The organism is Pseudoalteromonas sp. 31A1 (assembly GCF_011378815.1).
Classification (GTDB): domain Bacteria; phylum Pseudomonadota; class Gammaproteobacteria; order Enterobacterales; family Alteromonadaceae; genus Pseudoalteromonas; species Pseudoalteromonas arctica.
Genome location: NZ_WTKY01000002.1, coordinates 217,547 through 243,106 on the forward strand (window position 1 = coordinate 217,547; position 25,560 = coordinate 243,106).

20 protein-coding genes, 1 tRNA gene and 1 pseudogene are annotated in these 25,560 nt (G+C 38.6%); 18 read left to right on the forward strand and 4 right to left on the reverse strand.

Annotation, left to right across the window (positions count from 1 at the left end; genetic code table 11):
- Positions 1 to 361: 361 nt before the first annotated feature.
- Complete coding sequence (gene gndA / locus GQR52_RS03380) at positions 362 to 1,735, forward strand: NADP-dependent phosphogluconate dehydrogenase (protein WP_165727446.1); 1,374 nt, start codon at positions 362 to 364, stop codon at positions 1,733 to 1,735.
- Positions 1,736 to 1,804: 69 nt separating this feature from the next.
- Here the strand turns inward: gndA and ansA are convergent, their stop codons facing one another.
- Both ansA and sppA read right to left on the reverse strand, forming a co-directional pair.
- A complete protein-coding gene (ansA, locus tag GQR52_RS03385) occupies positions 1,805 to 2,815 on the reverse strand; it encodes an asparaginase (RefSeq protein ID WP_165727447.1) in 1,011 nt (336 codons plus the stop codon).
- A gap of 82 nt (positions 2,816 to 2,897) precedes the next feature.
- Positions 2,898 to 4,763: a signal peptide peptidase SppA gene (gene sppA / locus GQR52_RS03390; RefSeq protein WP_165727448.1), complete on the reverse strand. Its 1,866-nt coding sequence runs from the start codon at positions 4,761 to 4,763 to the stop codon at positions 2,898 to 2,900.
- 219 nt (positions 4,764 to 4,982) lie between these two features.
- Between sppA and GQR52_RS03395 the strand changes: the two genes are divergently transcribed.
- From GQR52_RS03395 to GQR52_RS03425, 7 genes are all read left to right on the forward strand, one after another.
- Positions 4,983 to 6,944 carry an NADPH-dependent 2,4-dienoyl-CoA reductase gene (locus GQR52_RS03395; RefSeq protein ID WP_165727449.1) on the forward strand — a complete coding sequence of 654 codons (1,962 nt, stop codon included), beginning with the start codon at positions 4,983 to 4,985 and terminating at the stop codon, positions 6,942 to 6,944.
- A gap of 93 nt (positions 6,945 to 7,037) precedes the next feature.
- A complete protein-coding gene (locus tag GQR52_RS03400) occupies positions 7,038 to 7,721 on the forward strand; it encodes a DoxX family protein (protein ID WP_007582701.1) in 684 nt (227 codons plus the stop codon).
- Between the two features lie 130 nt (positions 7,722 to 7,851).
- Positions 7,852 to 8,400 (forward strand): NAD(P)H nitroreductase, encoded by a 549-nt coding sequence (locus tag GQR52_RS03405; protein ID WP_165727450.1) that lies wholly within the window; start codon positions 7,852 to 7,854, stop codon positions 8,398 to 8,400.
- Positions 8,401 to 8,603: 203 nt separating this feature from the next.
- Positions 8,604 to 8,981, forward strand: a complete 378-nt coding sequence (locus GQR52_RS03410) for a hypothetical protein (RefSeq protein ID WP_007582705.1) — start codon at positions 8,604 to 8,606, stop codon at positions 8,979 to 8,981.
- A 158-nt stretch (positions 8,982 to 9,139) separates the two neighbouring features.
- Positions 9,140 to 9,230 (forward strand) — tRNA-Ser (locus GQR52_RS03415).
- A 53-nt stretch (positions 9,231 to 9,283) separates the two neighbouring features.
- Entirely contained in the window at positions 9,284 to 9,670 is a 387-nt protein-coding gene (locus GQR52_RS03420; protein WP_165727451.1) for a hypothetical protein, read from the forward strand.
- Positions 9,671 to 9,739: 69 nt separating this feature from the next.
- Entirely contained in the window at positions 9,740 to 10,360 is a 621-nt protein-coding gene (locus GQR52_RS03425; RefSeq protein ID WP_165727452.1) for an FKBP-type peptidyl-prolyl cis-trans isomerase, read from the forward strand.
- 158 nt (positions 10,361 to 10,518) lie between these two features.
- Here the strand turns inward: GQR52_RS03425 and GQR52_RS03430 are convergent, their stop codons facing one another.
- Positions 10,519 to 12,888 (reverse strand): TonB-dependent receptor, encoded by a 2,370-nt coding sequence (locus GQR52_RS03430; RefSeq protein WP_165727453.1) that lies wholly within the window; start codon positions 12,886 to 12,888, stop codon positions 10,519 to 10,521.
- 439 nt (positions 12,889 to 13,327) lie between these two features.
- Between GQR52_RS03430 and GQR52_RS03435 the strand changes: the two genes are divergently transcribed.
- From GQR52_RS03435 to GQR52_RS03465, 8 genes and pseudogenes are all read left to right on the forward strand, one after another.
- Entirely contained in the window at positions 13,328 to 15,655 is a 2,328-nt protein-coding gene (locus GQR52_RS03435; RefSeq protein ID WP_165727454.1) for a beta-galactosidase, read from the forward strand.
- Complete coding sequence (locus GQR52_RS03440; RefSeq protein WP_240914447.1) at positions 15,642 to 16,415, forward strand: SMP-30/gluconolactonase/LRE family protein; 774 nt, start codon at positions 15,642 to 15,644, stop codon at positions 16,413 to 16,415. Before GQR52_RS03435 ends, GQR52_RS03440 begins: the two co-directional genes overlap by 14 nt.
- 44 nt (positions 16,416 to 16,459) lie before the next feature.
- A complete protein-coding gene (locus GQR52_RS03445; RefSeq protein WP_346774276.1) occupies positions 16,460 to 17,734 on the forward strand; it encodes a transposase in 1,275 nt (424 codons plus the stop codon).
- An 80-nt stretch (positions 17,735 to 17,814) separates the two neighbouring features.
- Positions 17,815 to 18,030: pseudogene (locus tag GQR52_RS20480) on the forward strand (SMP-30/gluconolactonase/LRE family protein); the annotation flags it as partial.
- 316 nt (positions 18,031 to 18,346) lie between these two features.
- A complete protein-coding gene (locus GQR52_RS03450) occupies positions 18,347 to 19,456 on the forward strand; it encodes a mandelate racemase/muconate lactonizing enzyme family protein (RefSeq protein WP_165727455.1) in 1,110 nt (369 codons plus the stop codon).
- A 446-nt stretch (positions 19,457 to 19,902) separates the two neighbouring features.
- Positions 19,903 to 21,075 (forward strand): cytochrome P450, encoded by a 1,173-nt coding sequence (locus tag GQR52_RS03455; RefSeq protein WP_165727456.1) that lies wholly within the window; start codon positions 19,903 to 19,905, stop codon positions 21,073 to 21,075.
- 60 nt (positions 21,076 to 21,135) lie between these two features.
- The gene (locus GQR52_RS03460; RefSeq protein WP_165727457.1) at positions 21,136 to 21,444 is read left to right on the forward strand and encodes a 2Fe-2S iron-sulfur cluster-binding protein; all 309 of its coding nucleotides are present in this window, start codon (positions 21,136 to 21,138) and stop codon (positions 21,442 to 21,444) included.
- A gap of 16 nt (positions 21,445 to 21,460) precedes the next feature.
- Positions 21,461 to 22,738 carry an FAD-dependent oxidoreductase gene (locus GQR52_RS03465; RefSeq protein WP_165727458.1) on the forward strand — a complete coding sequence of 426 codons (1,278 nt, stop codon included), beginning with the start codon at positions 21,461 to 21,463 and terminating at the stop codon, positions 22,736 to 22,738.
- Here GQR52_RS03465 and GQR52_RS03470 read toward each other — a convergent pair.
- Complete coding sequence (locus tag GQR52_RS03470) at positions 22,724 to 23,578, reverse strand: AraC family transcriptional regulator (protein ID WP_240914448.1); 855 nt, start codon at positions 23,576 to 23,578, stop codon at positions 22,724 to 22,726. The genes GQR52_RS03465 and GQR52_RS03470 overlap by 15 nt on opposite strands.
- Positions 23,579 to 23,614: 36 nt before the next feature.
- Between GQR52_RS03470 and GQR52_RS03475 the strand changes: the two genes are divergently transcribed.
- Together GQR52_RS03475 and GQR52_RS03480 are read left to right on the forward strand one after the other, a co-directional pair.
- Positions 23,615 to 24,724, forward strand: a complete 1,110-nt coding sequence (locus GQR52_RS03475; RefSeq protein WP_165727459.1) for a Zn-dependent alcohol dehydrogenase — start codon at positions 23,615 to 23,617, stop codon at positions 24,722 to 24,724.
- 11 nt (positions 24,725 to 24,735) lie between these two features.
- Entirely contained in the window at positions 24,736 to 25,554 is an 819-nt protein-coding gene (locus tag GQR52_RS03480) for an alpha/beta hydrolase-fold protein (RefSeq protein WP_165727460.1), read from the forward strand.
- The last annotated feature ends 6 nt before the right edge of the window (positions 25,555 to 25,560 follow it).

The following is a 25,560-nucleotide window of genomic DNA, read 5'->3' on the forward strand; positions in this document are numbered from 1 at the left end:
CTTGGTGAAAGCATGTTGACGTTATTTTGTTGACTTAAAATATCTATATTAGAATAAAATATTTTAGTTATGTGCAAACTTCAAAGGTTTGCCACTATTTTATACAAAACTATTGTGTCATCATTATGACACCGGTGTCAGAATGCGTCAATGATCTTAATTTCAATTAGCTTTGCTTTTAGTCACCCCGAGACCATTGATGTTTGATATAATTACGTAGCTTATTTATCTGTAATAAAAAAGCATGTTGTATAGACTCATAATTAGTATTTTATGACTGCATGAGTATAATGCACGCGGTATTATTTAATTTATACACTGAATTTTCTACCCAAATAGTTGTTACCGAGGAGGACACTAAATGCAAGTTGCATTAGTAGGGTTAGGCGTTATGGGGAAAAATCTTGCCCTAAACTTAATTGAAAAAGGGATAACGCTAGTCGCTTATGACAAAAACCCACATGCGGGTGAAGAGTTACTAAGTTGTGCTAAATCTCAAGGCATGGCTGATAGGCTTCACATTGTTTCTGACTTAAGAGACATGGTTAGACGTTTAGAAGCACCTCGTTCTATTCTGTTACTTGTTCCTGCTGGCGAATTAGTCGATTCTGTTTGTAATGAACTAGTTGAAGCAGGCGTAGAATGTAACGATATCATTGTTGATTGCGGTAACAGTAATTATAAAGATGGTATAACTCGCAAACTTAAATACCAAAATAAATTTGAATTTGCCACTATGGGCATTTCAGGTGGGGCAGAAGGCGCTCGCCACGGTCCTGCAATGATGGCAAGTGGTTCTGAGGGCGGTTGGGGTCGAATAGAACCTTGGTTCGAAAAAGCTGCAGCAAGCTTTAATGGCGAATCGTGTTTTGCACGTGTTGGTCAATCAGCTAGTGGACACTTTGTAAAAATGGTTCACAACGGTATTGAATATGCACTTATGCAACTTATTGCAGAAGTATATCAATTACTACGTATCGGCACAGGCCGTTCACCTAAAGAAGTTGCTGAGATATTTAATGACTGGTCAGAAGGTCAATTAAACAGCTACTTACTCTCTATTTCTAGTCATATATTGTCACTTGAAAATCATAATAATGTGCCGCTTGCAGATTTAATTGATAATAAAGTAGGCGCTAAAGGTACTGGCCTTTGGACTGCCCAAAATGCATTAGAGCTTGGCATTGCTGTGCCATCACTCGTTGCTGCTGTACAAGCTCGTCATTTAACTAATGCGTGTAATACAACAGCTGCACAAGAAATGTCATATGCGTCTAAATCAACTAACAGTGTTGAGATTGATCTAGAAGAGCTAAAAGAGGCCTTCTTACTTGCAAGTTTACTTGCATATCGTCAAGGTTTAGCGCTAATTAAAGGTGCATCTCGTACTCACCAGTGGAAAGTGGATTTATCTAAAACGCTTCAAACTTGGCGTGCAGGTTGTATTATTCGTGCTGACTACCTTGATAGTGTTGCACAAGGTGTTGAGTTTATTGATAGCCTTGAAAAAGAGTCTAACTCTTTGCGAAAAATTACCGGCCAAGCAATAATGACGGGTTTAGCATTTCCAGTCTTGGGTGCTACACAAACGTATTTAGCAACATTAACGACACCGAGTAATGGGCATTTAGTACAAGCCCAGCGTGATTACTTTGGTGAGCATGGCGTAAAAACCCACAGTGGTGAAACATGCCATTTAACTGACCTAGTAGATATTGACGCTAAAGTTAGATAATAAACAGTTGTTTAAAACGATAAAGGCACGCTATTTAGCGTGCCTTTTGTATTTTTAGCTTTGCGAGATTTAACGGCTTAACTCACCACGTAAATTGTCTTGCATTAAATGACGAATCGTCTCTACTTCTAGCTTTTGGCTAAATAAATAATGCAATTTAGTTAAACAGGCCTCAAGGGTCATATCGTATCCACTAATTACACCAATATTTAAGAGCGCATTACCTGTAGCATAACCGCCCATGTTTACATGGCCTTTTAAGCACTGGGTTAAATTAACAATGACGACACCGCGCTTGCTTGCATCTTCAAGTATTGATAAAAAATCAGGATCTTGTGGTGCATTACCCACACCAAAGCTAAGTAACACAAGCGCCTTAATACTGCCATTAACTAAACTTTTAACCACTTCTTGACTAATACCAGGGTATAAATAAAGCACACCAATAGGTTGAGGTGTAATAGGGGTTACTTGAAGTTCGTTTTCAACATAAGGGCTAAGCTGGCCTTTAATAAGCTCAATGCTAATACCTGATAGAGCTAAAGGATCGAGATTGGGTGAGGCGAATGCATTAAAACCATCAGCATGTGCTTTAGTTGCTCTATTACCTCTAAATAGCTGGTTATTAAAAAATAAGCTTACTTCAGCAATAGGGTAGTTGGCTGCTAAATACATGGCATTGAGTAAGTTAACTTGCCCGTCAGATCGCAATTGAGAAAGTGGTATTTGTGAGCCTGTTACAATCACAGGTTTAGTTAGATTTTCGAACATAAACGATAGTGCTGAGGCTGTATACGCCATGGTATCGGTACCATGGAGGACTACAAAGCCGTCATAGTCTTGATATTTGCTTTTAATGTCATCAGCAATAAGTTGCCAATGCTCAGGAGACATATCTGAAGAATCTATAAGAGGGCAGTATTCGTGAATATCAAATAAAGGCATTTCATCGCGGTTAAACTCTGCGTTATTAACCACTGTTTGTGTTAAAAAACCTTCAGCCGGAATATAGCCTCGGCTCGATTTTTTCATCCCTATAGTACCGCCTGTATAAGCGATATAAATGCGTTTACGTTTCATAAAAAAAGCCCAGTAAAAAAACTGGGCTTAGTATAACGTTAAGTAACTTTAAATACAGCTGCTTAGAGTAATAGGTGCACTTTTATTGTGCAACGTTACACACTAAACAACGAGCATATACACCTTGTGGATCGTTGTAATCTTTAAGGTTTTCTACTTCAGTGCTTAATTGATTAATAACACTTTGCAGGTTAGCTTGCGTTGCTAACACTGATGTTTTTTGTGTTTGTAAACCAAGCATCGATTTAATAGACGCGTTACCAAAAATGTCTTGAATCATTTTTTCTTGCGGGCTTAAATCTTGTTTAATAGTTTTAACTTCATAATGATTTAGTTTAGCAAGTGCAGCTGCGGCTTCAATTGCATCTTGTTTGTCGCCTAGCTTATCAACTAAACCAAGTTCTTGCGCTTGAGATGCTATCCAAACACGACCTTGGGCAATTTTATCAACTTGCTCAGGTGTCATATTACGCGCATCAGCGACAACATTTAAAAAGCGACCGTATGCTTCTTCAACACTCATTTGAATTACTTCACCCATTTTTTCGTTAAGCGGGCGAGTGATAGAAAAACCAGCCATTTCGGTGGTTGCAACGCCATCTGAATAAACACCAATTTTAGATAAGGTTTTTTCAAATGTCATGAACGTACCAAACACACCAATCGACCCTGTAATAGTACTCGGTGCTGCCCAAATTTCGTTTGCAGCAGAAGCAATCCAATAACCACCCGATGCAGCCACAGAGCTCATAGATGCAATAACGGGCTTGCCAGCAGCTTTAAGTGCTAATACTTCTGCACGAATAACTTCAGAGGCAAACATACTACCGCCACCTGAATCAATGCGTAGTACAACCGCTTTAACTTTGTCATCAAGGCGTGCTTTACGAAGAAGGGCTGCAGTAGAGTCGCCACCAATTTCACCGGCTTTACGCTCACCATCAACAATCGTACCTTTAGCAACAACAACGGCTACTTTTTCAGTAATAGGATTATCAAATTCAATAGGAGGTTTAACCAAGCTCAAGTATTCACGAAATGAAACTTGCTTAAACGTTTTACCGTCTTCTTGTGCGCCAACTAAATCAATTAACTGTTTGCGAACTTGTTGATTAGTTTTTAATGAGTCAACCCACTGGTGATCAAGTGCATATTTACCTGCATCGCCATCGGCAGCTTTCATTTTTTCAAGATATACGTCCATTGTTTCGTCAAAGTTTGACTCATCAAACGGGCGAACAGCGGCAACATCTTGTTTGTATTCACTCCAAAGAGCGCCTAACCAAACGCGGTTAGCTTCTTTAGCTGCATCAGACATGTCGTTACGAATAAAAGGTTCTACCGCTGACTTAAATGTACCAACACGGAAAATATGCTGCGTTACTTCAAGCTTTTCAAGAGCATCTTTAAAGTAAAGTGGGTACATGCCATAACCTTCAATACCTACGCTACCGTACGGGTGCATAGCTATTTCATCAGCATGTGATGCAATATAATATTGTGCTTGAGTATAGTAATAACCCGATGCAATTACTTTTTTACCTGCTTGTTTGAATGAATCAATAGCATTAGTAATTTGCTTGAGCTTATTTAAATGCGCTTTAGGCATTTCTTGTAAATCAAGCAGCATCACCGTAATACGGTCGTCTTTAGTTGCTTCGTTTATTACTTCGACAATATCGTCGAGTAAAATTTCGCTTGGCGCTTCAGAACCCGAGGTTGCATCGCTAATTGCAGCTTCGACTGGATCTATGTAAGTTTTTTCCTCAACAATAGGGCCATTAAGGTTAAGCCTAAGCACAGAGCCATTTTCTACAATTATTTTATCGTCGTCACTTGAAAGTGAAACGAAAAAAACGATGACCAGTAATAAAAACAGAATGTTGAGTATTAAACGGCGTGAAAAGTTGATTCCAGCCCAAATACCTTTAAATACCTTTGCTATCAAAATAGCTCCTTAATTTGGTACAGTTAATACATTAGTTCCATCTTAGCCTAGAATAAAAATAAATTTAACTGCTAAATCGTAACGAAGTGTTTATGAGATGGTATTAGCACATGTTTTTACAGCTATTTTTAATTAAATGAAGGCACATATTGCTTATTGCTTGCCATTAAAGCAGAATTAGCTAATGTATACAGGTTAGACCAGTTAACGGGGCACAGGATGTTAGAACAACAATTACAATTAAAACACACACAATTACGTAACCGCTTAGTCATGGGCTCAATGCATACGGGCCTTGAAGAAGGCTGGCATAACCGCAAGCGCTTGCGTGCTTTTTATGAAGCGCGTGCTAAAGGTGGCACTGCTATGTTAATTACGGGCGGATACAGCCCAAATTTACGAGGCAAGTTAACACCTATTTCATCTTCATTTAATAGCTATTACGATGTATTTAAACATCGCGCGTACACAGATGCGGTGCATAAGCACGGTGGAAAAATTTGTTTGCAACTATTACATGCTGGACGTTATGCGTACCATCCATTCAATCAGGCACCCAGTGCAATAAAAGCACCTATTAATCCTTATAAACCTAAAGCGATGTCACTTAGCTCTATTAAAAAAACAATTAAAGACTTTGCGCATTCTGCCTATATGGCTGAAAAAGCCGGCTACGATGGCGTTGAAGTTATGGGTTCTGAAGGGTATTTGATTAATGAGTTTATGGCGCCACACACCAATAAACGTGAAGATGAATTTGGTGGCAGCCTAGAAAATAGAATGCGACTTGCGCTTGAAATAGTTAAAGCTGTAAGAGCAAAAGTATCTGAGCAATTCTTAATTATTTTTAGATTGTCGGTCATTGATTTAATCCCAAACGGTTCAACACCAGAGGAAGTTGTCATACAAGCTACCGAGCTTGAAAAAGCGGGTGTTGATATATTTAACACAGGTATTGGTTGGCACGAAGCGCGTGTACCAACTATTGCGAGTATGGTGCCGCCAGGTGCATTTAAAGAAGCATCAAAACGTTTAAAAGACGTGGTGAGCGTGCCAGTTATTGCTGTTAACCGAATTAATACTCCAGAAATTGCTAACGATATTTTAAATGCAGGCGAGGCTGATTTAATTTCGATGGCAAGGCCGTTACTTGCCGATCCAGAGTTTTTTAATAAATACGCAAATAATCAATCTAAGCAAATTAATATTTGTATAGGGTGTAACCAAGGTTGTCTAGATCACGTATTTAAAAATAAACGTGCTACGTGTTTAGTTAATCCACAAGCTGCATTTGAGCTAGATTACCCGTTAGAGAAAGCAACCAAAGCTAAAAATGTATTAGTAGTCGGTGCAGGCCCTGCTGGTTTATCGGCAAGTTGTTACTTGGCTAAAAAAGGGCATAACGTCACGCTAATTGACCAAAAACCGCAAATGGGTGGCCAATTTAATTTAGCTATGCAAATACCAGGTAAAGAAGACTTTAACCATACTCTTACTTACTTCACTAATGAGCTTGAGCGATTAAAAGTAACTGTAGAGCTTGGTAAAGCTTATGACGATTCAATGCTTAAAAACTATGATGACATCGTATTTGCAACTGGCGTTAGGCCGCGTGAAGCCTCTATTAAGTGTAGCGATGATAAGCGTGTATTTGCTTATGACGAAGTTATACGCGGCGAAGTAGAGCTAGGTAAATCAATTGCTATTTTAGGTGCCGGTGGTATAGGTTTTGATATGGTTGCGTTTTTAAGCGAACATAAATCGCAAACTATTAGCGAGTTTAAAACGCAATGGGGGATTGAGTGTGAAGCCCAACCTCATAAAGACGAACGTCAATTGTATATGTTAAAACGCAGTGCGGGTCGTTTTGGTAGCGAGCTTGGTAAAACAACGGGTTGGATACATCGCCAAGTTGCTAAGCAGCATGGCGTTAAGCAAATTGCTGATTGCCAATACCAAAGCTTTGATAAAAGCGGACTAACTATTAATGTTGCTGGTGAAACTCAAGTACTGCCAGTAGACACGGTTATTGCCTGTATTGGCCAGGTTTCTAATAACGAAGTGCTAGAAAATTACACAGATAACGCAAAGGTACATGCTATAGGCGGAGCTAAACTAGCTGCAGCTATTGATGCTAAACGCGCTATTTTTGAAGCACTTCAGGTCGCTAGAAGTATTTAACCTTTGTAAATAAATTGAAATAGTTTATCAATTCATGCGGTCTTTGCTGTTTATAGTCTATAACTTAATAAACAGTGAACACACAGGATACGCATGAACAAACTAACCAATCTTTATGATGCAATATTGGGTAAACTATCATTTTTAGATGGTTTACCTGCATTGCTATTTCGCTTGATTTTAGCCCCTGTTATGATCATTGCAGGTTATAACAAACTTGCTATAAGCGGTGAGACAGAAGGTTTCTTTGATAACTTTTTAGCATCTCCAGATGTAGTTCAATGGTTTGGTAATAATGAATGGGGTTTAGGATTACCGTTTCCTGACTTACTAGCTTTTTTAGCTGGCTGGAGTGAATTTTTAGGAGGTTGGTTTTTATTACTTGGCCTTTTAACTCGCTTGGTCAGTATCCCACTTATGTTCACAATGGTTGTCGCTGCAACCTCAGTGCATTGGCATAATGGTTGGTTTGCAATAGCACCAACTAATCCAGAAACAAGTGCTGCGCAAGTGCTCGATTGGTTATCAATTCCGGGCGCTAAAGAAAGCCTTGAAAACTCACTAGAAGTACAAGACCGAATAGGTAAAATTCGTGGCTTAGTTGAAGAACACGGGTTTCCTGATTATCTATACGAAAAGGGCAAGCCGTCTATTTTAAACAACGGTATAGAATTTTCGGCAATTTATTTTGCTATGCTTCTTAGCTTGTTTTTTATGGGCGGTGGGCGTTTTGTTAGTATAGATTACTGGTTAAGGCGAAATATTGTAAAAGAATAACGTATTTAATCTACTTTACTAACGGCCGCATAGCTTAACCCTTTGCGGCCGTTTTGCATTTTAATTTCTCGGTATTTATTTTTTAAGGGTTTAAATGTTACTCTAGCGTTTTGAATTTTGAGGAATCGTTATGAACGCTATCGAGCTTTTACTTACCCGCCAATCAGACTCTAAACTAACAGAGCCGGGCCCTACGCCTGAGCAGCTCGACATAATTAAGCAAGCAGCATTACGTGTTCCTGATCATGGCTGTATAGCACCGTGGCAGTTCATTGTTGCTCAAGGTGATGCACGCAATAAACTGGGTGAAATTTACCATCAAAGTGCAGTGACAGAGCAACAAGAAGAAAAAGTAATTAACCGTGCTAAAGAGCTTCCCCTTCGTGCGCCTATGATTGTAATAGCAATTGCTAAATATCAAGAACACCCAAAAGTTCCTCGAATAGAACAAGTACAAAGCGCAGGCTGTAGTGTATTAGCGATGCAACAAGCTGCATTTGCCCAAGGGTTAGGCGGTGTTTGGCGCACAGGCTACTTTGCACAAAGTAGCGCGGTTAAAAAAGCGCTTAACTTACATGAGCAAGATGAAATAGTAGGGTATTTATATATAGGTACACCCGAAGTCGATTGTAAAAAGTCGCCTCGCCATAAGCCAGAAAACTATTTTAGTAATTTGTGAAATAGTATGAACTTTGCGCAACTTACATAGTCATAATTCATTAAGGTTACAAAGAGTATTATTTAAAAGTTAATGACTTGGCTGTAAGAAGCGCTTGGAAGCACTAAATTTACTAAATCTTCTTCAGTTTGTTTTTTAATCGGTTGTTTTTTGATACATTATGGAAAGTCTTAATAAAAATAACGATAAAGAAGACGAAAACTATGGGAAATTTATTTTTACGTGAAAAAGAGAATTGGCTAGCATGGTCAATTTGGGGAATCATTGGTGCTTTTGTAACACTGTATGTTGCAATGAGCACAAATGCATCACACTTTATAGCCGGTTCAGCGATGGGTATGCTTGTGTTGTTAACATGGTGGATGCACCAGTCCAAACGTTTCGACTTTGGGCGTGCATTTAAAGTATGTTGCTACGTTTTATCGCTTAGTGTGCTACCTGCTTTTATGTTTGTTGTAGTACCAAGTGATGATTTAAATCGATTCGATTTAATTTTTCAAGGCGTTACCTTTACCGCACTGAGTATATTGGCTTGTTTAATCTGCTCTTGGATTGCACGTAGACCTAAACAATATTATTAATGTGTTTAACTTTAGTCCATTAACTACACTTTTATTAAAGTGAAGAGCTTAACAAAAGAACAAAGTGGGTCTATTTTATCCAATATGTTAATATTTTATATTAATTTCTATTTAGCTCTTTACAAGTTATGTATTTAGCCATATTATTCGCGCCGTGCGGAGAGATGGCAGAGTGGTCGAATGCACCGGTCTTGAAAACCGGCATGGGTTTATAGCCCATCTAGGGTTCAAATCCCTATCTCTCCACCATTATTTAAAAAAAACCGCCTTATGGGCGGTTTTTTGCTTTGTGGAGTTTCTAAATGACTAAAGCAACAAACCTACCAACCTCGCAGAAATTAATAAAACATCTTTTATTATGGACGGTATTTGGTTACTGCTATCAAAGTGCTATTAGCTTATTAGTAAAAATGGCTATAGACGCTCAACCAGAGTATCCATTAATTACCGGTTTAATTTATGGTGTTGGTTTTAATGTTTTAGCTGCCCATCTTATTACCAAATACGATAAGCATTGGCCAGTTATTGGCTCTGTTTTTATTGGTTGTATAGGGCTCCTTGGCGTACCCTATTTACTGTTTGGCGAATCAGGATTACTAACAATGCCTCTACTTGTTGGAATTTTATTCAGTTTGCCGCTTTGTAGTTATATTGTTGGCCTAATTAAGCTAAAACTCAGCAAAAACTAGCCCCAAACGCGGTTTATTTTGTGATAGCATAGTCGCGTCTTTTAACTAACAAAACGTGAAAAACACATTATGTCAGATAATTTTACTACAGATGCTGAAAAAGCAAGTTACGGTATTGGCTTACAAATGGGTGAGCAACTTAAGTCTAATCCTTTTGAAGGCTTAAACCTAAATTCAGTATTTGAAGGCATGAAAGATGCGTACGCTGGTAGCGCATTTCAAGTTGAGATCCCTGAGATCCAAGCTGCATTTGAAAAAATAAACGAAGAGATTCAAGCTCGTCGTGAAGAAGAGTCACAAGTACTTTCTGCAGAAGGTATTTCATTCTTAGAAGAAAACGCAAAACGTCCTGAAATCACAGTAACTGAGTCTGGTCTTCAATACGAAGTACTAGCAACTGGCGAAGGCGAAAAGCCAACAGCTGAGTCTACAGTACGTGTTGATTACCACGGTACACTTATTAACGGTACTGTGTTTGATAGCTCATACGAGCGCGGTCAACCAGCTGAATTTCCAGTTGGTGGCGTGATCAAAGGCTGGACTGAAGCATTACAAATGATGCCTGTAGGTACTAAATGGCGTATCTACGTTCCTCATGAGCTTGCTTATGGTGAACGTGGCGCAGGTGCTGCAATCGCACCTTTCTCAACGCTTGTATTTGATGTTGAGCTACACGAAATCATTTCTTAAATTAAATACATTTTAATTTAAAAGTGTAAAAAGCCGTATTCAATTTGAATACGGCTTTTTTGTGTCTGTAATTTAAGAGCTTTATCTATTCTAAAAATAAAAAACCGCCTTAATAAAATGCGGTTTTTAAATATATAAACTAAAGAGCTTGTCAGCTATTAAAAGTAGCCACGGATACCAAAGCGGAAGTTTCTGCCAGGTAGTGGGGCTTTATCTTTAATAAATGAGCTATGCACAAAGCCTAACTCATCAGTAATGTTATCCACGTTTATATAAAGCTGTGCATCTACACTGCCTAAACCTAATTGGTAATTAGCTTGTGCATCAAATAACGTATAGCCGTCCGTTTTTGTTTCAAATGCAGTTACATCGTTTTGATCAAAGTAATGAGTACCTGTAAGCGTTAGTTGTAAGTCACCTAAATCGTACTGTAACTCAGAGCCTAATTTATTGGCAGGGATACGCGGTAAGTTGCCTTCGTCGTCTTTTAGTTTTGCACGAGTTGAGTCACCAAATACTTTAACCATAGCGCTTGGGGTTACTTGGTAATGTGCGTCAAACTCAATTCCATAAAGCTCTGCGTCTTTACTTGTAAACTGATAAACCGCAACAGCATCGTCATGTGCACCAATAGCTGATTCTAAACCATCTTCTTCATCGTAAACTAAACCTGTATTTTCTTGGAAATAAAAGTTCTTAATATCGTTATAGAAAAAGTTAACGGTGTAACCAAAATCACCGCTAAAACGTCTAAAGCTTAAATCTAGGTTTGTTGAGGTTTCTTGCTTGATATTCTCTGGCTCAAAATGTGCTTCATTACCCTCAATGTTATAACCAAGGCCAAGCTCATACGTACCTGTTGCAATGTGTAAACCATTTGATAAAAGCTCTGCAGAAAGCGGAGCTCTTTCTGAGTGAGAAATACTTGTCGCAATACTATGACCCGGCTTGTACTGCCAAATGGCACCGGCAGAGGCGCTTAAATTGGTAAAGCTTTTATTGTATCCAATAGCTTCTTCGTCGCTATGATCTATTTCTACTTCATCGTGGCTATGTTCGTGTGCCGTGATTTGGCTTTCAATTTTGTAATCTTCTACACGTGCACCAAGCTCTATTGTCACGTCGCCAAATTCACGCTCTTCTAGTAAATATAATGCGTTAGTTGTAGTTACACTCGCGGGTGTAAATGCTTCTTCACCAATTGCATCGTAGTCAGAATCGCTGTAGTGATAGCCCATCATTCCGTGCCAATCAGCAAACTTATGCTCTACATTTAAACGTGCTTCAGTCGTTTTATTTTTAAAAGTAGTACCAATTTCGCCATCTTCAATTTCGCTGTGTGAATAATCTGTATAGCCAACACGTAGGTTGATGGTTTCAATCCAGTTATTATGAAGAGCGTAACTTACAAGCCCTTGCCAGCGGTCTTGCTCTAAATGTGCGTAAACTGGCTCTTCAGCAGCTTCATCTTCATGTTCTGCATGCTCTTCTTCAGTTTCACCTTCGTGATCGTGATGATGCTCATGCCCAGGAATACCGTAATCAGTATCAATGCTACCGTAAGAAAAACCAATCGTTAAGTGATCGCCAACATAGCTGGTACCAAAGTTGAGTGTTTCGCTATCAATAAAAGTATTTTCTACCGAGCTTTCGGTTTCAACATCGCCATCATCGTCGGCAATAGTAAAGGTCGGTGTTTGGTAATCATCGCCGCTGCGCTTAGTACCATCAAAATGAAAGTTAAAGCCTTCATTACCTGTTTCAAGTTTTGCAGCTACGGTGTTTGAATTTGACACCGTATCGTGGCTGTATTCAGCAGCGCCTGTAAGCTCGTCGATATTGCTAGTAGGAATACGGTTATCAACCACGTTTACAACGCCACCAATTGCACCAGAGCCATAAAGTAGGGTACTTGGACCGCGCAACACTTCAATTTGCTCTGCCGCTAGGCTGTCGCTTGATGTCGCGTGGTCTGGGCCAATTCGCGACGCATCGCTGGCATCTAATCCATTTTGTGTGATTTTAACGCGAGGGCCATCTAAACCACGAATAATTGGGCTTGATGATACAGGGCCAAAGTAACTTGCATTTACGCCTGGTAAACCTTTAAGAGTTTCGCCAAGTGTTGGTTTAGATTTATTTCTTAATTCATCACCAGATAGCACACTTACAGGAGAAATCATTTCTAGGCTGTTCTTATGAAGTGCAGAGGCATAAACAACCACTGTTTCAACCGATGTTGGTTTAAGTGACACAGACAGATTATTTGAAGATTCGGTAACAGTAATACGAGAGTCTATGTAGTTGTCTTTACTAATATGTAATTGGCTGTTTGCATCTATATCGATAGCAAACTCGCCTAAATCATTACTTTTAACGCTTTGGTTTTTGCCATGGACATGGATAGAGGCATTTTTAATTGGTTGATTTTTATCATCCATTACTTTACCGGTAACGGTTGCAGCCAAAGCTGATTGAGAACATAAAACAGAAAAAATAGCAGAGGAGATTAATGTTAACTTTGTCATGGATATATTGGTTCGTGGTTATTATGTTGTGATATAATATAACACCACAAAATTAACGAATCAACAATGTTATAGTATAACCTTGTGTTTTGCGTTCAAACCACTAAAAGTGCCGATAAACTGTTTGCTTTACAATAGAAGTTAATCTGGCATTAACTCTACTTTACTGTAACAAATCTACTCGTAGTACCCTCAAAGAATATCTGCTAATGATTATGGAGAGTAGTGTTTAAAGTATTGAATTTTATGTTTTTTACCTATAATTTATATTTTTTAATAGCTCCCTCTATTATAAAACACTTCTAAAATCCATTACATTGTTAACAGTTAATTGTTTTATATCGTCGTTTGTGTAATTATCTTGTGTAGTTTTAACGCTTTTTAGCTATCAATTATTGCTCAAAAGTACACATTTAAACACGCACAATAGTAGGCCAACATGTTTCTCAATCCTTATAGTGTAAAATTAGCATCCTCGTTTTTTTGTTTATCGGTACTTGCAGGGTGTCACAATGCGAAAGCTTCAGATCAAAATTCAACTAAAGGAGCCACTCCATTAAAAAAAGAGCATATAATTTTTGATTTTGAACAGGATAATTACAGCCAATATATAAATACAATTAATGGCTTTAGTACATTAATAAAGGAAGGTGGAAACCATAAACTAGCGGTTACATTAAAATCTAAATCTAATGTAGAAAGTGATTTTGAATTCATTAATCCAAAAGGATGGGATTGGCAAGCAACAGGAAACTTTGCCCTTGCACTTGATATACAAAACCCTGATGAGGCTTCTACTCACCTATACATAAAGACAATAGACAAGTCGGGACAATTTCAAACTCGAAGTGTTGTTGTGCCAGCAAAGTCTCAAAATACGTATTACATAGAATTAAAAGGCGCAAATTTAAATGTTAATTCAGGTATTCGCTCAAACCCACCAAGTTGGAAAAGCAGTTATACGCCAATAATCTATAGAGGCGGACAAAAAAATATCGACGTTAGCAGCATTGTAAAAATATCATTTGGAGTAAAAGGGCTACTTGACGATAAACGAATTTTAATAGACAACTTACGCCTTATAAAGCCAACTAATTTTGATACTAACTATCTAAAAGGGTTAGTTGATAAATTTGGGCAAAATGCAAAATTAGACTTTACCAACAAAGTATCTTCAACAGAGCAGCTACAAGTTATTTCTCAAAAAGAGCAAATTAACTTACAAAACTCACCAATGAAAGGACGTTCTAAATATAGTGGCTGGAAAAACGGCCCACAATTAAAGGCAACGGGATATTTTAGAACTGAAAAATACAAAGGGAAATGGAGTTTAGTCGACCCAGAAGGTTATCTGTTTTTTTCAACCGGCATTGATAACGTTCGTATGGCAAATACTTCAACCATAACCGGTTACGATTTTGACCAAAGCTATATTAAGCAGCGCGAAGCTAATGATTTAACACCAGAGGATTCATTAGGATTAAATCCAGCTCCAAAAACTGCGTGGTCAACACGTTATAAAAGCTCAACACTAAGATCTGATATGTTTAATTGGCTACCCGAGCAAAATAACCCTTTAGCAGATAATTACGGCTACAGACGCGAAGTTCACAGTGGTGCAATTAAAAAAGGTGAAACGTTTAGCTTTTATCGCGCTAATTTAGAGCGAAAATATCAAACCCATAACAACAACGACTTAATGAAACAGTGGCAAAATACCACTGTAAAACGCATGCTTTCATGGGGCTTTACTTCTTTTGGCAATTGGATAGAAGAAGACTATTACCATACTAACCAATTACCTTACTTTGCTAATGCGTGGATCATTGGTAATTTCAAAACGGTAAGCAGTGGTAACGACTACTGGAGCCCATTACCTGACCCATTTGATCCATTATTCGTTGAGCGCGCAGATGTAACGCTTGCAAAAGTAGCCCAGCAAGTTAAAAACAGCCCTTGGTGTGTTGGTGTATTTATTGATAATGAAAAAAGCTGGGGGATGATGAATTCTGACGCCGCACGTTACGGCATTGCAATTAATACACTTAAAAATAATGCTCAAAATAGCCCGACAAAAGCGCAATTTGTAACCTTAATGAAAAATAAGTACAGCCAAATTAGCAAACTTAATAAAGCATGGAATACACGTATTTCCTCATGGGATGAGTTTGCTGCAGGCGTGACACTCACGCAGTTTAACGAGCAAACTAATATCGATTTATCAGCGATGTTATTTCATTATGCTAATCAGTATTTTGCAGTGGTTGACGCGGCTATAGCTAAACATCTTCCCAACCAGCTGAATATGGGAGCACGTTTTGCTGACTGGGGTATGACGCCTGAAATAAGAGCCGCCTCTGCCGCGCATGTAGATGTGATGAGCTACAACTATTACCGAGAGGGATTAAATGAAGATTTTTGGGCATTTTTATCTGATATAGACATGCCAAGCATAATAGGTGAATTTCATAATGGTGCGCTTGATTCTGGGCTATTAAACCCAGGCCTTATACACACTCAATCTCAGCAAGAGCGTGGTACTAAATACAAAAAATATATGAATAGCGTTATAGATAACCCATATTTTGTTGGTGCGCATTGGTTTCAATACATAGACTCTCCACTAACTGGGCGAGCATACGATGGTGAAAACTACAATGTAGGCTTTGTAAATGTAGCTGACATTCCTTACAAACCGCTTGTTGATGCAGCTAAAAGCGTGAATAAATCGTTATATGAACGCAGGTATAACAATGCTAAAAATTAAATATATACTAAGCGCATTGTGTGTTCTCTGTTTGGGTGTATCTGCTAAGCAAAGTAACACACTTTTATTCGAGCAAGGCCCCTACAAAATATTTAATGAGCAAGCGCTTGAAGTGCTTAACTTAAATAGCCATGTTAAAACCCTCGCTTCGGGTTATGACTGGCTAGAGGGGCCGGTTTGGGTTAATCAAGGAGGATATTTATTATATTCTGATATACCTAATCATCAGGTTTATAAATATACACCAGGTAAAGGTGCAAGTTTGTACTTAGCGCATAGTGGCTATTCAAATGGTTTAATTGTAAATAAACAAAATGAGCTTGTGCTTTTGCAATCGCGCTCACGTGTTATATCAAAAATGAAGACGCCATTAAGCACGCCTAAACCACAATACCTACAAATTGTAAGTCATTATAATGGACAAAAGTTTAACAGCCCAAACGATGGCGTTTTTAACGACCAAGGCATGCTTTATTTTAGTGATCCACCCTATGGTTTACCTAATCAATTAGATGATGAAGGCAAAGAGCTTAAGTTTCAGGGGGTATATTCACTTAAAAATACAGGGGAACTTACCTTATTGGATCGTGATGTTATTTATCCTAATGGGGTCGCATTATCGGCTGATAATAAAACGTTATATGTGGCGGCATCTAATGCTAATAAACCTGCGTGGTATCAGTATGATTTAAATGACAGTGGTGCAGTGGTAAGTAAATCTTTATTTTATCTAGGAGTACTTCAACAACTTTTGCCGTAAAACACCGTTCCTTTAGGTCGGTGATATAAGGCGATAGTCGCGAAGTGACTAAATGGGTTGTTCCTTTTTTATTGACTGTATATAATAACAGTATGATTATTCGCAAAGCTTATAAATTCCGCTTAAAAACAACACCCGATATTAACGCTAAAATGGCGCAATATGCGGGAAATTGTCGATTCTTGTGGAATAAAGCCTTAGCGATTAACTTATTTAAGTTACAGAATAAGCAAAAGATTTGCTACTACCAAGAGTTGGATTTCTTTTCCAAACTTTGGAAGAAAAGCGAGGAGTATGGCTTTTTAATACTATCGCCCGCACAAACTATCCAACAAACATTAAAACAGCTTGAACGCGCCTTTAAAGACGCATTCGATAAAAACCAACCACTCAAACGGATGCCTACTTTTAAGAAAAAAGGAGAGGTGAATAGCTTTAGTTTTCCTCAAGGCTTTAAAATCGACAAGAATGGGAAACGTATTTTTTTACCTAAAATCGGTTGGGTTAATGTTAGAAAAAGCCAAGCTATTTTAGGTAAAGCTAAAAACGTCACTGTTTCACAAAAAGGTAAGCACTGGTTTGTTTCAATCCAAGTTGAACAAGAAGTCGCACCACCTAAGCACCCATCAAACGCCATGATTGGCGGAGATTTAGGCGTGAAACGCCTAATTACCCTTTCTGATGGCAGTTTTGTGGAGCCGATAGATACCAGTAAACAGACAATCAGGATCAAACGATTACAGAAGAAACTTGCTAGAAAAGTGAAATTTTCAAGTAACTGGAAAAAATTAAAAGCAAAGATCACAACATTTCACACGAAAGTTGCCAATATTCGTCATGACAAATTACATAAGATCTCAACACAGTTGAGCAAAAGCCACGCAATCATCGTGCTAGAAGATCTTAAAATTAGAAATATGACGAAAAACAGCAAAGGCAACAGTGAGCAGTATGGAAAAATGGTAAAACAAAAATCTGGCTTAAACCGCGTCATTCTCAATCAAGGATGGGGAATGTTTAAAGAGATGCCGAAATATAAGCAGGATTGGCTCGGCGGTCAGGTTATTTTTGTTGATCCGAAACATACCAGTCAAACGTGTCCGGCGTGTGATCATCAATCAAAAGATAACCGATTAACGCAGTCTAAGTTTGAGTGTGTGAAGTGCTGTTATCAAAATAATGCGGATCATGTTGGCGCATTAAATATTTTAGCGCGAGGTCATCGCGTTCTAGCCTGTGGAGAGATTGACATTAGTCAGCTTGTTGAAGCAGGAACTTGCATTGTGAGTGATCACAAAGCCCCGATGGTTTTAAACTAATCGGAATCCCCCTCCTTTCCTGAACTTGTTCAGGCGCTTAGCGAGGTGGGGGAGGATGTCAAGAATTACCACCAGCAATTAAGCATGACCAAGGCTTACCAGATGGTTTAAAGGTACATAAAAGTGGGATTATATTTGCTACAGGTCCCAATGGGTTATGGTTATTTAATAAAAATGCTGAGCTACTAGCTCAAATTGAAATGCCAAATATTAGTGCTAATCTAACGTTTAACCAATCACAAAACCGCGTTTATATAACAGCGCATACAGAGCTATTGGCACTTGATTTAAAATAGTCTTGTTATTCTATTGTTAAATTAAAGCCCCTATAAGCACGCTTGATAGGGGTTATTTACTCTTTGTTGCCTACATGAATGAAGGTAAGGGGCGTGAGCAGGACGCGGAAGCTTTGCTCGGTTTTCACTTAGGCCACTAGGTTACAAATCTCACGCTGCGATTAAATAGCCTCGAGTTTGAACAAATTTTAATTCTCAAAGATCAACAGACCTTCGGATAATTTCGCTTAATTAAACAGATAACCTTTACAACAACAAACACCTGTTGTAAATTGTTAACAATGAACAGTGTCATGTAAACTAATTCGGTGGCTTAATGAAAGTATCATCACAAACAATCAAAAGTGTAAAAGTCGAGTATTACCAAATTCCGCTAGCAGAAGTGTTAAGTGATGCAAAGCATGGCGATCACACTCACTTTGAAGTTATTGCGTTGCATATTATGACTCACGACGGGTATGAAGGGATGGGATATACCTACACTGGCGGCAAAGGTGGTCGCGCAATTTATTCACTCCTTAACGATGAAATAAAGCCCGGATTAATTGGGAAAAATTCAATGTCTATCATGGCAATTTGGGACAAATTGCAGTGGGATCTTCATTATGTTGGCCGAGGTGGACTACTTAGCTTTGCGATTTCAGCAGTTGATATAGCGCTGTGGGATATTAAGTGTAAGCGCTTAAATGCACCATTATGGCAAGTTGCGGGTGGTAGCAGTGACCAAACAAAATGCTATGCAGGCGGAATAGATTTAAACTTTAGCCAAGAAAAACTGCTTAGTAATATAGATGGTTATTTAAATCGTGGCTTTAATGCAGTAAAAATTAAAGTCGGTAAACCCAACTTTAAAGAAGATATAGAACGTGTAGCCGCAGTAAGAGAGCTAATAGGTAAAGATAAAATACTTATGGTAGATGCCAATTACTCAATGACTGTTGAGCAAGCTATTCGTTTTGCTAAATCAATTGAAAAATACGACATAACCTGGTTTGAAGAACCGACTATACCTGATGATTACAAAGGCTTTGCTCGCATAGCACAAGCGACTTCAATACCGCTTGCAATGGGTGAAAATTTGCATACATTGCACGAGTTTGGTTATGCGATTGAGCAAGCTAAGTTAGGCTTTTTACAGCCTGATGCGTCAAACATTGGCGGTATTACGGGGTGGTTACACGTGGCAAGTATGGCATATACACACAACTTGCCAATTTGTAGCCATGGCATGCATGAACTACATGTATCACTGTTGGCATCTCAGCCTCACGCTGGTTTTTTAGAAGTTCATTCATTCCCTATAGATGAATATACAACACGTCCTTTAAGGCTTAAAAATGGCCAAGCATGCGCTCCAGATATAATAGGTACGGGTGTAGAATTTGACCCTCAACTAGTGAAAAAGCATTTAATTAAACAGTCGTAATACAAAAATTAGTAACAAAAGAAAAGAGTTGTTGTGTGTCCACAAATTCAGCGTAGAGATTATTTATCAAGGAATGAATAATTACCTCTTTGTCATAAGATTAAATTTATGAATACTGATTTTGTGGACGCTTTTATAAAGTTAAATTGTGATTAGTATTGCAACTATTGATTATTTTACACAAACCCAAATTGCTAAGTCTGCTGTAAACCCGATGGTTGTAATTAACGCCGAGAATAGTTTTATTTCAATGCTTTAAATTAATTAGTTAGGGGCTCTCACAACTCCGTCAAAAGCCAGCTTTAATTGCTGGCTTTTTTATATTTAAAATAGCAATAAAGAGCATTAAATTACCATTTTTAAGCAAAATCAGTGTATTTGTATAATAAAGTTGCGATTAAAATGGTGTAACAAAAATAGATTAATAATAGAAATTAGGTTTCATTATGACGTCAAAAGTAACTGGTATTAGCGAGTTTCCCGATGCGTTTGCACAGCAACGAAAAGTAACAGGAATGGGTCAAATGGATGACCAAAACGATCCTGTAAATATGATCTTAGGCTTAAAAGATGTACGAAAAGCAGCGCATAATTGTGCTGTTTTTCAATCGGGTGCTAAACCTGGACGTATTGTAATTCCATCAGAAGTGGCAATACGTGAAACACGCCAAATTCCGTTTGAAGTAGACCCGCCTGAGCACGGCGGTTTTCGTGAACTATTAAACCCTTGGTTTAAACGCCCATTAGATGAATGTTACCAAGCGCGTTTACAAACCATTATTGATGAAACCATTGAAAACGCCTTTAAAGCAGAGTCGTTTGATGTGGTGTCACAATTTGCTTTACCACTTCAATCTAAAGCGTTAACGCTTTTACTTAATACCTCAATGGATAAAGCACAAACATGGATAGATTGGGGTACTCATGTATTTAGAAGTGAAGGCAGTGACCTTGATGGCGATAAAGCCAATATTCTATACAACTACATTGATGAGCAAATAGAAAACGCCATTTTAAACCCTGGTGATGATTTATATTCAGTGCTTTTAAATTCAGAGGCGAACGGTAAAAAGCTGAGTAAAGAAGAAATAAAAGGTGTGATGATCCTCACCTTTGCAGGGGGGCGCGACACCGTTATAAACGCGATCACAAACTCTATTGCCTACTTTAGCGAAAACATCAGCGATTTAAAGCGTATTGATGATCAGCCTGAAATATTAAACAGGGCCGTAGAAGAACTAATTCGCTATTTTTCGCCGCTTACGCAAATGGGCCGTGTCGCTACGAAAGACACAAGCGTATGTGAGCACGCTATAAAAGCCGACACACGAGTTTCGTTATGTTGGGCGTCGGCTAATCGCGATGAAAAGGTATTCAAAGATCCCAACAATGTCGACTTCGATCGAAAAGTTAACCCGCATATTAGTTTTGGTTTTAGCCATCACAATTGTTTGGGCGCAACGCATGCCCGCCAAATTCTACGTCAACTAGTGTTATCACTTGCTAATAAAGTTGCTCAAATAGAGACAATAAAAGCAGATGAAAATATTGAAAAACTCGGTGAGTTTTCAAGAAAGGTAGGCTTTAACAGTCTGCACGTTAGCTTTAAATCAAAATAAAAACACCGTAGAAAATAGTTAAATAAATACAGTAACAAGTAAAAGTAGAGGATTAATACGATGGCGAAAGTAATATTTATAACCAAAAAAAACGATGCAGTTGAAGTAGAGGGCGACAGTGGCTCGCTAATGGAACTGGCATCAGCAAATGGTGTTGCTGGTATTGATGGTGATTGTGGCGGTGTATGTTCGTGTGCAACGTGTCATATTTACTTAACACCGGATGACTTTAAAAAAGTAGGTACACCCGATGAGGTAGAAAGCGACATGCTAGAGCTGGACGATAACGTAACGCAATACAGCCGTTTATGTTGCCAAATTGAGGTGTCTGAAAATATTGATGGTATGACCTTCAGAGTAGCCAATTAAAAGCGGGTACAGCATTATGCAAAACACACAATTAGAGCCAAACTCACTGCAGCAAAGCGTTGTTATTATTGGTGCAAGCCATGGCGGCGTTAACTTTGCATTTAACTTACGCCAGCAAGGTTGGCTGGGTAAAATTATATTACTCGATAGCGATCCTGAACTGCCATATCACAGGCCACCGCTGTCTAAAAAAACGCTGCAATCGTTAGAGGTAAAATCAATACCTTTAAAGGTGCAAAAATCCTACACAGATAGCCATATAGATTTATGTTTAGGTGAGCGTGTTACTGCAATTAATAAAGATAACAAAATAGTTACTCTTGAAAATAATAAGCATCTAGCATTTGATAAATTAGTAATCGCAACCGGTTGCTCAGCTTTTATTCCTCCAATTACAGGCCTTAGTGAAACTGTAGATGAATATGGCACCTCTCAATATTTCGCAATGCGAACACATAGTGATGCCGTAGCAATAAAAAAAGCGCTAAGTGCAAGCACTAACAAAGAAGTGGTGATTATTGGTGGAGGTTATATCGGCCTTGAATCGGCGTCATCCTTTATTGCACTTGGCGCTAAAGTAACGGTTATCGAAAAACAAGAAAAAATACTATCGCGAGTCACATCATCTGCTATGTCTAACTTTTTAACTGATTTACACAAAACGAAGGGGGTAGACCTGCAAACAGCAAAAGATATTGTACAAATTAAGCACACAAACAATAAACATTATGTGCAATGTAGTGATGGCAGTGAGTATCCCGCCGATTTTATTTTAATTGGCGTAGGTGTAAGGCTAAATACACAACTTGCAACAGATGCTGAGCTGGTGGTTGAGCAAGGCATAAAAGTAAATGACGTATGCCAAACATCACACCCTGATATCTACTCAATTGGTGATTGCACTATTCATTTTAATAAAATTTATAATCGTTGGATCAGACTTGAGTCGGTACAAAACGCAGTTGACCAAGCTAAAGTTGCTGCGCAGTTTTTAGCTAAAAATAATACGTCAGCTCCTGCACTCCCTTGGTTTTGGTCAGATCAATACGAATATAAATTACAAATAGTAGGTTTATCACAAGGCTATAACGAGATTATTAAGCGCCAAGAAGCTCCCGGTCAATTTTCACTTTGGTACTTTAATAACGACACACTGCTTTGTGTGGAAGCTGTTAATTATGCAAAGGCCTATGTACTTGGCACACAGGCTATTAAGCAAGGTTTAAAGGTAAACAAACAGGTATTGAACAATTTGACTATAGCACTTGCAAAACCTCAGTTATTTCAGGCGTAACTGCTGTCGATACTGATGCGGAGTCACTTTAAAGTGATGTTTAAACTGCTTAATAAAATACGACGGGCTAGAAAAGCTTAAATCGTAAGATATATCAGTCACCGAAACATCACTTTGCCCGAGTAACCGTGCGGCATTATATAACTTGTGCTGAATCAGGTAGTCGGAATAAGGCACTCTAAAGTGCTTTTTAAATACCCTTGAAAAATACGAAGGTGATAAATGGCAAAGGGCTGCGGCTTGCTCAAGTGACAGGTTAAGGCCGTTATTTGTTTTAAGCTCATTAATTACCGGAGCAAGCTTTTTAAAACTTGCTGAGCTACTTAATGACGTTTGCTGCTTAGATAAACTGCTTTTACCATATTCGCACACCATAGTGATTAAGCTATCAAACAGTTGAGCACAGGTTTTACTTTTAGGATTTTCGTTAAATTCGCTAAGCATCCAAGCGAGCAACTTATGAATCCTTTTTTGTATTTCAATGCTAAAGCTTAAATGCAAACCAGTTTTTAGTAATTCTATAAATTCTTGTAAGGCCTGATTATTAAGGCGTTCAGGCATAAATTGCACAATATACCAAGATTTAGGGCGCGGATTTAAAGCAAAGTCGTGGGTTTCCATAGCGGGTGTAAAAACGGCCTCAAAATCAGAAAGAATCGATTCACCTTGATGATAAAAATAAGTGCCGTCAATTTGTTCAAAAAATATAAATTCATGCACCTGATGAAAGTGCATAAAACATGAATAGCTATCGTGCTGAAAATAACTTACATGATGAATTTCGAAATCGTAACCGTCTTTTATACAAAACGGTTCACAGTAAATTGTCGGTTGCTTCATAACATAATACTTATATTTAGAGACTTAGGAGTCTACATGTACAAGGCAAAAGCTGCAATTGCAGATGGAAAAGGCGGTTTTTTCTTCGATATCGTTAATGTCGGAAAACCAAGTGCTGGCGAAGTAAAAATTAAAATAAAAGCCTCAGGTATTTGTCATACAGATTGGGATTCAATTAAAACGTGGAATAAAAAATTTATCATTGGTCATGAAGGCGCAGGAACCGTTGTTGAGTTGGGCGAAGGTATAACGGAATTTACTATCGGCGATAAAGTAATACTAAATTGGGCGATTCCGTGTGGTGAGTGTTTCCAGTGCCAAGAGGGTAATTTACACATTTGTGAAGTAAATAGCCCCGTAACTGGCAATGGTTTATGCGGACACGCAGGTAAACAAGCGTGTGAGCATAATGGCAATAGCTTAGAGCGCTCATTTCATTTAGGTACGATGAGCGAATACACCGTCGTTAAGGCTGCTGCAGTTATAAAAATACACAGTGACATTCCTTTTCCAAGTGCAAGTATTGTTGGTTGCGGCGTAATGACCGGTTACGGATCAGTAGTTAATGCAGCTAAAGTAAAAGCAGGTTCTTCAGTGGCCGTATTAGGCTGTGGAGGCGTAGGACTAAATGCAATACAAGGGGCTGCAATTTCAGGCGCCGCTAAAATAATAGCAATTGATTTGTCACCGGAGCGATTAACACAAGCTAAAGCATTTGGTGCTACACATACCGTACTTGCTAAAAAGTATGACCCTGATTTAGTTCACATGATAAACGAAGTTAAAGCGCTAACAAATAGTCGCGGAGCCGATTATGCCTTTGAGTGTACAGCAGTGCCGGCACTTGGTTCAGCGCCATTAGCATTAATACGCAGCGCGGGAGTTGCGGTACAAGTGAGTGGCATTGAGCAAAAAATAGATTTTGATTGCGAACTATTTGAGTGGGATAAAATTTATATAAATCCGCTCTACGGGCAATGTAATCCTAAGCGCGACTTTGCTCAAATACTAGACCTTTATGACGCAAAAAAGCTCAAGCTCGATGAGCTAGTCACAAAAACTTACTCGTTAGATGAGTTACAAACAGGCTTTGACGACATGCTAGCAGGGCGTATCGCTAAAGGTGTCGTCGTGTTTGATGATTAAAGGAGTATAAAATGGCAATTCATCGTTTAGAAATATCAAATAGCAGCTACACCGCTGATAACTTTGTAACGCTAACCGCGTATAGCAGCCACTTAAAAGGGCGAGGTGATATAAGCATTTACCAAGAAGCAACCAGTAATAAAAATGTACCTATAATTGTATTACTGCATGGTGTGTATGGTAGCCACTGGGTGTGGAGCCAGCTAGGGGGCGTACATAAAGTGTATCAGCAGCTTCGTAGCAGTGGCCTTAACGAGTTTGTATTAGTGATGCCATCAGATGGCGCGCACGCCGAGGGCAGCGGGTATTTGCCACTTAAAAATGCAGATTATGAAGCATGGATAGTTGATGATGTGATTAGCGCTGTTATTCAAACTCAACCAATGTGCTCGAGCTCATCAAATATTTATATTACGGGCCTTTCAATGGGAGGGTATGGAGCATTATGTTTAGGTGCAAAGCATCCAACTATTTTTAGCGGTATATCAGCGCATTCATCAATTACTGAGCTTGACGACTTTAATCACTTTGTTGATGAACACACTCTAAAGCCACTAAAAAAAACCACTGATAAGTACAAAGGCGACGTGTTTAAAACATTGAGCGCGAATAAAAAGACATTACCGCCACTGCGATTTGATTGCGGAAAAGACGATGTACTTTTTAGTGCTAATACTGCGCTTGCAAAAAAGCTAGTTGATGAAAATGTTCCTCATACGTTCGATATTTTTGCAGGCACCCATTGCTGGGAGTATTGGCACGAACATGTAGCTAAAACTATGATCTTTTTTGCTCAATTAGAAAGCAAAACTCACACACAATTAAAATAAGGAAAT